At 47.8% G+C, this 11,326-nt stretch carries 19 protein-coding genes; all 19 read right to left on the bottom strand.

From position 1 onward, the window contains the following. Nucleotides 1–15 precede the first annotated feature (15 nt). The 19 genes from carA to rplX all read right to left on the bottom strand — a co-directional run bounded on the left by carA (nucleotide 16) and on the right by rplX (nucleotide 11,323). On the bottom strand, nucleotides 16–1,119 hold the full coding sequence (carA, locus tag FH603_RS04160) for a glutamine-hydrolyzing carbamoyl-phosphate synthase small subunit (RefSeq protein ID WP_186736202.1): 1,104 nt from the start codon (nucleotides 1,117–1,119) through the stop codon (nucleotides 16–18). Nucleotides 1,120–1,203: 84 nt separating this feature from the next. Beyond that, nucleotides 1,204–1,824: a 50S ribosomal protein L17 gene (rplQ, locus tag FH603_RS04155; protein ID WP_186736201.1), complete on the bottom strand. Its 621-nt coding sequence runs from the start codon at nucleotides 1,822–1,824 to the stop codon at nucleotides 1,204–1,206. 93 nt (nucleotides 1,825–1,917) lie between these two features. Next, on the bottom strand, nucleotides 1,918–2,907 hold the full coding sequence (locus FH603_RS04150) for a DNA-directed RNA polymerase subunit alpha (protein WP_186736200.1): 990 nt from the start codon (nucleotides 2,905–2,907) through the stop codon (nucleotides 1,918–1,920). Between the two features lie 184 nt (nucleotides 2,908–3,091). Next, nucleotides 3,092–3,697: a 30S ribosomal protein S4 gene (rpsD, locus tag FH603_RS04145; RefSeq protein ID WP_186736199.1), complete on the bottom strand. Its 606-nt coding sequence runs from the start codon at nucleotides 3,695–3,697 to the stop codon at nucleotides 3,092–3,094. Nucleotides 3,698–3,784: 87 nt separating this feature from the next. Continuing rightward, entirely contained in the window at nucleotides 3,785–4,180 is a 396-nt protein-coding gene (rpsK, locus tag FH603_RS04140; protein ID WP_186736198.1) for a 30S ribosomal protein S11, read from the bottom strand. Nucleotides 4,181–4,285: 105 nt separating this feature from the next. Beyond that, a complete protein-coding gene (gene rpsM, locus FH603_RS04135) occupies nucleotides 4,286–4,663 on the bottom strand; it encodes a 30S ribosomal protein S13 (RefSeq protein ID WP_080238322.1) in 378 nt (125 codons plus the stop codon). Nucleotides 4,664–4,665: 2 nt separating this feature from the next. Further along, nucleotides 4,666–4,782: a type B 50S ribosomal protein L36 gene (gene ykgO, locus FH603_RS04130; RefSeq protein WP_018618719.1), complete on the bottom strand. Its 117-nt coding sequence runs from the start codon at nucleotides 4,780–4,782 to the stop codon at nucleotides 4,666–4,668. Between the two features lie 86 nt (nucleotides 4,783–4,868). Next, complete coding sequence (gene infA / locus FH603_RS04125; protein WP_009284801.1) at nucleotides 4,869–5,087, bottom strand: translation initiation factor IF-1; 219 nt, start codon at nucleotides 5,085–5,087, stop codon at nucleotides 4,869–4,871. A 7-nt stretch (nucleotides 5,088–5,094) separates the two neighbouring features. Next, nucleotides 5,095–5,907 (bottom strand): type I methionyl aminopeptidase, encoded by an 813-nt coding sequence (gene map, locus FH603_RS04120; protein WP_186736197.1) that lies wholly within the window; start codon nucleotides 5,905–5,907, stop codon nucleotides 5,095–5,097. Between the two features lie 32 nt (nucleotides 5,908–5,939). Further along, nucleotides 5,940–7,259, bottom strand: coding sequence for a preprotein translocase subunit SecY (gene secY, locus FH603_RS04115; RefSeq protein ID WP_186736196.1), 1,320 nt, complete (start codon nucleotides 7,257–7,259; stop codon nucleotides 5,940–5,942). Between the two features lie 32 nt (nucleotides 7,260–7,291). Beyond that, the gene (rplO, locus tag FH603_RS04110; RefSeq protein ID WP_186736195.1) at nucleotides 7,292–7,768 is read right to left on the bottom strand and encodes a 50S ribosomal protein L15; all 477 of its coding nucleotides are present in this window, start codon (nucleotides 7,766–7,768) and stop codon (nucleotides 7,292–7,294) included. A gap of 93 nt (nucleotides 7,769–7,861) precedes the next feature. After that, a complete protein-coding gene (rpmD, locus tag FH603_RS04105; protein WP_186736194.1) occupies nucleotides 7,862–8,041 on the bottom strand; it encodes a 50S ribosomal protein L30 in 180 nt (59 codons plus the stop codon). A gap of 15 nt (nucleotides 8,042–8,056) precedes the next feature. Beyond that, a complete protein-coding gene (gene rpsE / locus FH603_RS04100) occupies nucleotides 8,057–8,575 on the bottom strand; it encodes a 30S ribosomal protein S5 (RefSeq protein WP_186736193.1) in 519 nt (172 codons plus the stop codon). Between the two features lie 3 nt (nucleotides 8,576–8,578). Beyond that, a complete protein-coding gene (gene rplR, locus FH603_RS04095; protein ID WP_186736192.1) occupies nucleotides 8,579–8,929 on the bottom strand; it encodes a 50S ribosomal protein L18 in 351 nt (116 codons plus the stop codon). A gap of 101 nt (nucleotides 8,930–9,030) precedes the next feature. Next, nucleotides 9,031–9,588 carry a 50S ribosomal protein L6 gene (gene rplF / locus FH603_RS04090; protein ID WP_186736191.1) on the bottom strand — a complete coding sequence of 186 codons (558 nt, stop codon included), beginning with the start codon at nucleotides 9,586–9,588 and terminating at the stop codon, nucleotides 9,031–9,033. A 13-nt stretch (nucleotides 9,589–9,601) separates the two neighbouring features. Further along, entirely contained in the window at nucleotides 9,602–10,000 is a 399-nt protein-coding gene (rpsH, locus tag FH603_RS04085; protein WP_186736190.1) for a 30S ribosomal protein S8, read from the bottom strand. Between the two features lie 91 nt (nucleotides 10,001–10,091). Next, a complete protein-coding gene (gene rpsN / locus FH603_RS04080; protein WP_186736189.1) occupies nucleotides 10,092–10,361 on the bottom strand; it encodes a 30S ribosomal protein S14 in 270 nt (89 codons plus the stop codon). 23 nt (nucleotides 10,362–10,384) lie between these two features. Then, a complete protein-coding gene (gene rplE, locus FH603_RS04075; protein ID WP_186736188.1) occupies nucleotides 10,385–10,939 on the bottom strand; it encodes a 50S ribosomal protein L5 in 555 nt (184 codons plus the stop codon). A 21-nt stretch (nucleotides 10,940–10,960) separates the two neighbouring features. Beyond that, nucleotides 10,961–11,323 (bottom strand): 50S ribosomal protein L24, encoded by a 363-nt coding sequence (gene rplX / locus FH603_RS04070; RefSeq protein ID WP_186736187.1) that lies wholly within the window; start codon nucleotides 11,321–11,323, stop codon nucleotides 10,961–10,963. Between the last annotated feature and the right edge of the window lie 3 nt (nucleotides 11,324–11,326).

Genomic DNA, 11,326 nt, shown 5'->3' with positions numbered 1-11,326 from the left:
TCCGGGCGTCTGCGTTTATTCTTTCATCATACCCACGAACTGATCGAACAGGTACCGTGAATCGTGCGGTCCCGGCGATGATTCGGGGTGATATTGTACCGAGAAAGCTGGCTTGTCTTTGCGACGAATCCCTTCTATGGTTTTATCGTTCAGGTTAATGTGCGTCAGTTCAACGTTCGAATGATCCATCACCTCTTCTGCCTGAACCGCAAACCCGTGGTTTTGCGATGTAACTTCACAATGACCCGTAATCAGATTTTTAACCGGGTGATTTAACCCCCGATGTCCATTATGCATTTTGTAGGTAGAGATTCCGCTAGCCAGTGATAGAATCTGGTGGCCCAGACAAATACCGAATACGGGCTTCTCTTCATCCAGCACCTGTTTGACAGTCTCTACCGCATACGGCATAGCAGCCGGGTCACCGGGGCCATTCGCAATGAAATACCCATTGGGTTTCCAGGCAGCCAGATCAGCATAGGGTGTTTTAGCAGGAAACACTTTACAAAATACACCCCGCTCATTGAAGTTACTAAGGATGCTGCGTTTTACGCCCAGATCCAGTACGGCAACCCGCAGGTCGGCTTCCGGGTTACCTTCTTCATAAGCTTCAGTCGTACATACCTCCGACGATAGTTCAAGGCCAGCCATGTCAGGTACTTCATTCAGTCTGGCCAGTAAAACGGCTGGATCAAGTATCTCCGACGAAATGATGCAGTTCATTACTCCTTTCGAGCGAATATACCGCACCAACTGCCGGGTATCTACACCGTGGATACCAACAATGCCGGCGCGATCAAAATAGTCCTGTAACGAACCATCGGCCGTATAGCGTGAGTGAATATTGGAGAAGAAGTTGCAAACCATTCCCCGAATCTTCACGCCACTCGATTCCTGCTCGGCATTGTTCAGCACGCCATAATTCCCAATATGGGAAGTGGTGTTAATAATTACCTGGCCATAGTAAGAAGGATCTGTATAGATCTCCTGATAACCTGTCATTCCGGTGTTAAAACAGATTTCGCCACCGGCTGTACCAATTTTTCCAAGAGCCAGTCCCCTGAATACAGAACCATCTTGAAGAACCAACAAAGCTTCGGGTTGCTGTGTGTGTTTCATAAATGCGTTTTTGGTGAAAAAGCCTAAAAAAAAGGGCTAACCCTAACGGCTAACCCTCTTTTTATATGAATAACGATTCAGTCATTAACTCTGTTTCGTTTCGTCATTTGTTGATTCTTCCGACGCTGCGGGGGCTTCGTCAGTCGATGAATCGGTCGTTGCTTCAGCTACAGGAGCTTCGTCTACAACAGCAGCTACAGGAGCTACATCAGCAACTACAGGCGCGGCTGCGACTGGTGTTGCTTCAACTTCAGGAGCATCCGTTGCTTTAGCACCACCACTCCGGCGGCTACGACGTGTTTTGGTTGTTGCCGTTGCTTTATCAGCAGCAGCAGCCAGCAGAACTTCGTTAAAATCAACAAGTTCAATCAGGCAGGTTTCAGCATTATCACCTAACCGGTTACCCAGTTTAATGATACGGGTATAACCACCTGGGCGGTTTGCGATTTTATCGGCTACCACTCCGTACAATTCTTTCATCGTCTCTTTATCGTTCAGATACATGAACGAAATACGACGGTTCTGGTAGGTATCTTCTTTAGCCCGGGTCAGAATAGGCTCCACGAACTTGCGAAGTTCTTTCGCCTTGGCTACCGTCGTTTCTACACGCTTGTGCAGGATAAGCGACGATGCCATATTCTGCAACATCGCTTCGCGGTGCGAGTGCGTCCGGCTTAAGTGATTATGTTTTTTACCGTGTCTCATTGTCTGGTGAAGGGAGGCCGGGAGGACAGAGAAGGGAGTGAGGTAGTATAGCACCTTTCTCCATTTTCCTTTCTCCTTTCTCCTTTAGTTTTTTTAATCTTCGTCTAGTCTGTACTTAGCGACGTCCATACCGAACGTCAGGTTTTTTTCAGCAACGAGTTGCTCTAACTCCGTCAGCGACTTCTTACCGAAGTTGCGGAACTTCATCATGTCCGAAATCTCTAACCGTACCAGATCGCCCAGCGTACGAACATCAGCCGACTTCAGGCAGTTGTATGCCCGAACTGACAGGTCCAGATCAGCTAACGAAGTTTTCAGAAGTTTGCGCATGTGCAACACTTCTTCATCAACCACATTCTCTTCTTCCAGCTTAGCCGTCTCAAACGTCATTGTCTGGTCGGAGAACAACATGAAATGCTGAATCAGAATGTAAGCAGCTCCTTTAAGCGCTTCTTCCGGATGAATCGAACCATCTGTTTCGATATCAAGTAACAGCCGTTCGTAATCTGTCTTCTGTTCTACACGTGTATTTTCCACGCTGAACTTGACGTTCTTGATTGGCGTGTAAATGGCGTCGATTGGAATATGGCCAAATGGAAGCTCATTTGCCCGTGGCTCATCGGCAGGAACGTATCCCCGGCCTTTCTCCACGAAAATTTCCATCTCCAGTTCCCGGGTGTCATCAATATGACACAGTTCCAGTTCGGGGTTTAACACCTCGAACGATGGCGAGAATTTGGATATATCACCGGCCTTCAGGACCGATTGCTTTTTAATCTGGACTGTGATCTTGTTGTCGACCATGTCCGAAATCTTTTTAAACCGAACCATTTTCAGGTTCAGGATGATCTCGGTTACGTCTTCAACGACGCCCTCAATGGAGGAGAACTCGTGTAATACACCTGGAAACTTAACACTGGTGATTGTGTATCCTTCCAATGATGATAACAGAATGCGACGCAGCGCATTACCGATCGTTACACCATATCCTTTCTCAAGGGGTTTGAATTCAAACACACCGTGAAAGTCGTCGGCTTTCTCCACTACGACTTTGTCGGGCATTTGGAACGCTAATATTGACATACGTTTCGTATCGTTTACAGCAGTTCTCTGCCTTGGCGTGAAGACTGAAACAAGGTTTGTAGCACTACGTTATCTATTTTCAATAAACCCATGGTTTGAACCAGAAAGGCTGAAAACGAAACCATCGATTTACAAACCATTTATACTAAAGGAAGCAGAACCCGGTAAGGTCCTGCCAATCCAATTACTTCGAATATAATTCGACGATGGCTTGCTCGTTGAAGTTCTCCGGAATCTGGTCACGCTCAGGATAGCTGATAAACTTGCCCGCCATTTGCTGACCATCCCATTCTACCCAGTTGTAACGTTTGGTGTTACGGGCAGACAGGCTTGAGGAAACAGCTTCCAGTGACTTCGATTTCTCACGAACACCAATAATCTGTCCTGGTTTCAACGAATACGAAGGGATGTTGACTACCTCGCCATCGACGATGATGTGTTTGTGAGCAACCAACTGACGGGCGGCCCGGCGCGAAGTAGCAATACCAAGACGGTAAACCGTGTTATCAAGACGAGCTTCGCACAACTTCAACAGGTTTTCGCCCGTGATACCTTCACGAACCTGAGCGCGGTGGAATAAAGCACGGAACTGACGCTCCAGAATCCCGTAGGTGTACTTTACCTTTTGCTTTTCAATTAGCTGGAGCGCATATTCGGATTGTTTCCGCTTGCGTCCCCGACCGTGCATACCCGGTCCGTAATTCTTTTTCTGAAGCGCTTTGCTGGGACCCATGATAGGTTCACCAAACTTGCGCGAAATTCTGGCTTTAGGCCCAATGTAACGTGCCATTCTTTGCTGAATGAATAAGAGTGAAAGATCGGACAGACACAACCAAATGTCGCCTGTCCCTATTCATGTACTGCCCGTGCGTCTGCGTTAAACACGACGACGCTTGGGTGGCCGACAACCATTGTGCGGCATAGGGGTAATATCGCGAATCGTAGTTACCTCGATTCCCGAGTTCTGGATGGTACGGATTGCCGACTCACGGCCTGATCCTGGACCTTTAACGAAAACTTCTGCTTTGCGCATGCCCAGGTCGTGGGCAACGGCAGCACAGTTTGAAGCGGCCGTCTGGGCAGCATACGGCGTATTTTTCTTTGAGCCACGGAAGCCCATTTTACCCGCCGAAGCCCAGGAAATAACCTGGCCGTTCATGTTGGTGATCGAGATGATGATGTTATTGAACGTAGCCCGGATGTGTACCTGACCAACGGGTTCAATAATCACTACCCGCTTCTTCGCTTTGTCTTTGCGTTTTGCTTGAGCCATTGTCTTGAGGTAATCGTCAATGAGTCACCGGTTTCATTACTTGCCATTCAGGAACTAATACTGAACAGCCACAAATGGCCCGTATGACGATGAGCGACCGATTAATTATTTCGTTACTTTCTTCTTGTTAGCAACAGTCTTCCGTTTGCCTTTCCGGGTACGGGAGTTGTTTTTGGTATGCTGACCACGAACGGGAAGCCCTTTCCGGTGCCGAAGGCCACGGTAGCAACCGATGTCCATCAGGCGCTTAATGCTCAACTGTACTTCTGAGCGTAGCTGACCTTCAACTTTGTACTCGTTCGTGATAGCGTTACGCACTGCGCTGGCTTCATCGTCTGACCACTCACTTGCTTTTTTGTCAACGCTAATACCCGCGTCAGTCAAGATTTTCTTCGCCCGGCTACGGCCAATGCCGAAGATGTACGTCAGCGCAATCTCGCCCCGCTTTTTGTCTGGAATGTCTACACCTGCAATACGTGCCATACTTAGCCTTGTCTTTGTTTGTAACGGGGATTCTTTTTGTTGATCACGTACAGTTTCCCTTTCCGACGGATCACCTTGCAGTCTTCGCTGCGCTTCTTAATGGACGCTTTGACCTTCATGGTTAAACCTTGTTTTACATGCCCCAGTGCCTAAATGTTCCAGCAACAGCGTAAACACTATAACTATCACACTCATTCACCTGACACTATTTGTACCGATACACAATCCTTGCCTTACTCAAATCATAAGGCGACATTTCTAACTTTACGCGGTCTCCTGGCAAAATCTTGATGTAGTTCATCCGCATCTTACCAGATATGTGGGCAATTACTTCATGCTTGTTAGCCAGTTCGACCCGGAACATCGCATTGGATAATGCTTCCAAAATCACGCCATCCTGTTCTATTGAATTCTGCTTTGCCATGTTCGCTTTAAACCGCCGTCAGTTCTTGTATGTCAACCATCAGGCTTGTATTCGCGGTGACTGCCTCAATGTATTCGAAAGTTGTCAGTATCTCAGCTTTTCCCTTACGCACAGCAACCGTATGTTCGAAATGGGCCGATGGTTTGCGATCGATAGTACGAATTGTCCAACCATCACGCTCCTGCACAACACCCTTCTTACCGTAGTTGATCATCGGCTCAATCGCCAGAATCATCCCTTCCCGTAATTTGGGTCCTTGCCCCCGCTTGCCATAATTTGGCACTTCGGGTGCTTCGTGCAGGTCTTCACCAACACCATGTCCTACTAACTCACGGACTACAGAATACCCGAACTTCTCGGTATATGTCTGAATCGCATAGCCTATATCACCCACCCGGTTCCCATCAATCGCTTTCTCTACACCCATATAAACCGATTCTTTGGTCCGGGCTAAAAGTTTGCGGATAGCCGGCGATACCTCGCCAACCGGATACGTGTAAGCGCTATCGCTATGATACCCATTCAGCTTTACGCCACAGTCGATGGAAATGATATCACCATCTCTTATTTCGTAACGACTTGGGAAGCCGTGAACCACAACATCATTAACCGAGATACACAGAGAAGCCGGAAACTTATTATATCCCAAGAATGAGGGAGAGCCACCATTATCCTTTATGAACGTCTCAGCTACCTTGTCAAGTTCCTTCGTTGCAATACCCGGGCGAATCAGCTTGGCTACTTCGGCATGCGCTTTACCAAGCACCTGCGCGCTGATTTTTATCAGGGCGATTTCTTCTTCGCTCCTGAGATAAATCATTTTTTCCTTCTTATCCGAACCGGCCATAACACTTACACTGCTGCTGCTGTCTCACTCGTCCGGCCCTGAACGCGACCTGACTTCATCAACCCCTCATACCGACGCATCAGCAAATAGCTCTCAACCTGTTGCAGCGTGTCCAGTACAACACCTACCATAATTAGTAAGGAAGTACCACCAAAGAATTGAGCGAAGCCACTGGTCATGCCAAATAAGTTAGCAATAGCTGGCAGTATAGCTACTATAGCCAACATAACAGCGCCAGGCAATGTAATTCGATCCAGGACAGTACCGATATAGTCAGACGTTTGAATTCCGGGCTTTACACCTGGAATAAAACCACCACTACGCTTCATGTCATCAGCAATTTGAACGGGGTTAACCGAAATTGCCGTGTAGAAGAATGTAAAGACTATGATCAATAGAGCAAACAGGACGTTATACTGCCAGCTCGTGTAACTGGAGAAAGCATTCTGCACATTGGCGGCAAAATCGCTCTTTTCAGCAAAGACACCAGCCAAATAGGTTGGTACGAACATCAGTGCCTGCGCAAAAATGATCGGCATCACCCCGGCAGCGTTCAGCTTCAACGGCAGATACTGCCGTTGTCCGCCTACTACTTTATTACCGATTACCTGCTTTGCATACTGAATAGGGATACGGCGAACCGCTTGCGTCAATACGACAGCCCCCATCACAACAAAATACAGAGCCACCAACTCAAGTACAAAAATTAGAATACCGCCCGATCCACGTGATTGTTGCTCACCAATGATAGCACCCGGTAGCCTTGACACAATCCCGATCATAATGATCATCGATATGCCGTTACCAATGCCCTTATCTGTAATCCGCTCGCCGAGCCACATACAGAAGATGGTGCCTGAAGTCAGGATAAACAATGATGAGATCGTAAACAAACCCCGATCAATCAGGAGCGCTTCATTCGGAATGGTTGTACCGATGTACGTGATTGCCTGTACTGCCGTAACAGCAATAGTTAATACCCGCGTGATCTGGTTGAGTCGTTTTCTCCCCGACTCACCCTCTTTCTGCATCTTCTGGAAATAAGGTAATGCCAGAGTAAGCAGCTGAATAGCAATCGACGCCGATATATACGGCATGATGCCTAACGCAAAGATCGACGCTTTACTAAATGCCCCTCCTAAGAAAGTATCCAGCAAACCGAGTAATCCCTGTGGATTCAGATTCAACTTGTTCGGATCGACGCCCGGTAACACGATGGCTGAACCAAGGCGAAACGCCGTGATAAATAACAGCGTGTTGAGGATACGACCCCGCAACTCGTCAATGGAAAAAATATTTTTAAACGTACTGATGAGTCGGTTCATAAGGTAGGGCGGCTGGAGCCGTGCTCACACGTTTAGATCGCTGCTTCTTCTTTAGCTTTGCGTTCAGGCACAACAGCCTTACCGCCTGCTTTTTCGATTGCTTCTTTAGCACTGGTCGAGAAAGCATGTGCGTGGATTTCAACAGCTGTTGTCAGTTCGCCACGACTCAGGACCTTAACCAGGTCTTTGCGGCTAACTAGCCCGTGGGCCAGCATGAAATCCATATCAATAACAGTTGCGTTGGTCTCGTCAATGAGTGCCTGAATGTCGTCCAGGTTCAATGGCTTATACTCGACGCGGTTGATGTTTTTAAAGCCGAACTTTGGCACACGACGTTGCAAAGGCATTTGACCACCTTCAAAGTGTGTTTTGCGGCTGTAACCTGAGCGCGATTGCGCTCCTTTGTGACCCCGCGTAGACGTACCGCCCATACCAGAGCCTTGCCCGCGTCCGACTCGCTTGCGCTCTCTGACGGAACCTTTTGCCGGTCTAAGGTTGCTTAAATTCATTATTGTATAGTTAAAAAGATGATTCTTTTGGTTTTTAACCCGTCCATAACAATCTGTTACAGTGGCTTGAAAACCAAAAGAATCGCAAAGATACTAAATTTCTTCAACCTTCACTAAATGCTGCACTTTAGTAAGTGCTCCTTTCAGCGAGTCGTTATATTCTAACTCGACACTGCGGTTGATTTTGCCCAAGCCCAATGACTTGATAGCATTCTTTTGCGTTTGCGGACGGTCAATAGTGCTTCTGACCTGCGTGATGCGTACTCGTGCCATGTCTATTGCTGTTTATTAACCGTTGAACACTTTAGCCAGGCTAATCTGACGTTGAAAAGCTACCTGATGAGGTAAGCGCATCTTCAATAAAGCCACAAGCGTAGCTTTTACCACGTTGTGGGGGTTCGAAGACCCTTTCGATTTGGCCAGGATATCACGAACACCGGCTGATTCCAGTACGGCGCGCATAGCACCACCGGCGATCAGACCTGTACCCGGAGCGGCTGGTTTCAATAGAACAAATCCACCGCTGAACTTACCTTCCATCTCGTGAGGAACAGTATGCTTTAGAAGAGGAATCTGAACCAGATTTTTCTTGGCATCTTCCACACCCTTTGCAATGGCATCCGTTACTTCATTGGCTTTACCTAAGCCATAACCGACGACACCGTTACCGTCGCCGACGACGACAATCGCCGAGAAGCTGAACCGGCGACCACCTTTTACCACTTTCGCTACGCGATTGATGGCCACCACCTTTTCCTTAAGGTCGGCTTCGTTAAACTTTGTCGGTCTTGCTGCGTTGATATTCATCGTTTAGAACTTAAGGCCTCCCTCGCGGGCTGCGTCGGCCAGTGCTTTTACTTTACCATGGTACAGGTAGCCATTACGGTCGAACACGACAGCGTCGATGTTCTTGGCAATTGCTTTCTCGGCCAGCCGTTGTCCGACTTTCTTTGCCGTATCAATCGTGTTGCCTTCTATTTCGCTCTTCAATTCAAGCGATGAGGCAGCCGCCAGCGTATTGCCAGCGACGTCATCGATTAGTTGAGCGTAGATCGCTGTATTCGAGCGAAAAACCGACAGGCGGGGACGCTCAGACGTACCCGAGAGCTTAGCCCGGATGCTGAACTTAATCCGCTGTCTTCTTGATAGTTTATTTGCCATTTTATTTGATTCCGACCAAATAGGCGATTTAAATAGTGATTTAGTTTTAAGTTTTTAGTGACAGGATGATTCGACCAACGAGCCACTAAAAACCTAAACCCTTATTTTTTAGACGAAGACTTACCAGCTTTCCGGCGAACTTGCTCACCGATGAAGCGAATACCTTTGCCTTTGTATGGTTCTACTTTACGCAACGAGCGGATTTTGGCAGCTACGTCACCCAGTAGTTGCTTATCTGAACCTTCCAGATAAACCTTTGGGTTTTGGCCCTTTTCCGTTACGGCGGTCACCTTGATCTCGGTTGGAACAGCCAGATACACGTTGTGTGAGTAGCCGAGTTGTAATTCGAGAACGTTATTGGCAACAGAAGCTTTATAACCAACACCAATTACTTCAAGATCAAGTTTAAAGCCTTCGCTTACACCTTGGACCATGTTGCTTACCAGCGACCGGTACAGACCGTGCATGGCTTTGTGACGCTTCTGCTCCGTAGGGCGCGACACTTGGATTTGCCCTTCTTCAATGGCTACCGAAATGTCCGGGTCAACCATCTGGGTGAGCGTTCCTTTAGGCCCTTTCACTGTAATAACGTTCTTATCATCGATAGAAAACGTTACGTTACTTGGCAGGGCAATGGGTTTCTTACCTATGCGTGACATCGTTCAGTTCGGATTAATAGACATAACATAATACCTCACCACCAACGTTAAGCACCTTTGCTTCTTTATCCGTCATCACACCTTTCGAGGTAGAGATGATGGCGACACCCAGACCATTCAGAATACGCGGCAGGCTATCGGCTCCCCGATACTGACGCAGACCTGGACGGCTGATGCGTTGTAGGTCAACGATAGCCGGTTGCTTCGTCGTGGGATTGTACTTCAGTGCAATTTTGATCGTGCCCTGAGGAGTGCTATCGTCGAACTTATAGTTCTGGATGTACCCTTTCTCGTACAATACTTTGGTTAATTCTTTCTTTATGTTGGAAGCAGGAATCTCCACAACCCGGTGCTTAGCCCGGATAGCGTTTCTGATACGAGTCAGGAAATCTGCTATTGGATCTGTAGTCATTCTGAGCGTTGCGTTACTTGCAAATATCTGGTTTACAGAAAGTTCGCAAAATTACGAAAACTGAAATTATATGTGTACTGTCTGACTGGAACTACCAGCTTGACTTGGTTACGCCCGGAATCTTACCCGCTGATGCCATCTCCCGGAAGGTTACCCGAGAAATACCAAACTTGCGCATATAGCCCCGGGGACGTCCTGTTAAGCTACACCGGTTGTGCAGACGAACAGGTGATGCGTTCTTAGGTAGCTTGTCCAAGCCGATGTAATCACCAGCGGCTTTTAGAGCCGCCCGTTTGGCCGCATACTTTGCCACCATCGCTTCGCGTTTCCGCTCCCGTGCTTTGATTGATTCTTTTGCCATTGTCTTAGCGCTTGTATCGGTTGTTATTTACCGCCCTTTGAGAACGGCATACCCATTGCTTTCAACAACTCATAGCTTTCGTTATCCGTTTTGGCAGTCGTCACAAACGTGATGTCCATACCCGAAATACGAGCTACTTTGTCAATGCTGATTTCCGGGAAGATGATCTGCTCCTGCACGCCGAACGTGTAGTTACCGCGGCCATCGAACCCTTTGTCGCTAATGCCTTTGAAATCCCGTACGCGGGGTAGCGATACTGCCGTCAGGCGGTCCAGGAATTCATACATCTTAACACCACGCAGCGTTACTTTCGCACCGATGGGCATTTTCTCCCGCAGTTTGAAATTCGAAACAGCCTTTTTCGACATCGTCGGAACGGCTTTCTGCCCAGTGATGGTCGTTAATTCTTCGACGCCTACATCAACCAATTTCTTATCGGCTACGGCGGCTCCGATCCCTTTGTTGATGACAATTTTGCTCAGACGCGGAACTTGCATAACCGACTTATACTGGAACTTGTCTTTCAACTGAGGAACGACCTCGCTTAAATATTTTTCTTTCAGTCTTGGCGCTGCCATTTTCTTAGACTTTTTCTAGTGTTACTTACGGACAAGGACATCAGGAATGAAGCTACCTGTCTTCTTTGAGAAGCGCTGTAACTTACCCTTTTCATTTGCCTTGCGGCCCGTGCGGGTGGGTTCGCCGGTGGCAGGATCAACCAACTTCAGATTGCTGATGTGAATTGAGCCTTCCGTTTTCTCCAGACTACCCTGCGGGTTGGAAGCCGTCGGTTTTGTGTGTTTGGTAATCATGGCGACGCCCTCTACTCGAGCACGATCTTTTTCCACGATAACCTCTTGCACAACACCGCGCTTACCTTTCGAGTTACCACCAATCACGACGACTGTGTCGCCGGCTTTGATGTGGAACTTATGTTTCGGAAGCGTTATTTTCTTTTCCATTAG

This window comes from Spirosoma utsteinense (genome assembly GCF_014282275.1).
GTDB classification, from domain to species: domain Bacteria; phylum Bacteroidota; class Bacteroidia; order Cytophagales; family Spirosomataceae; genus Spirosoma; species Spirosoma utsteinense.
This window is presented reverse-complemented; position numbering and strand designations above follow the sequence as displayed.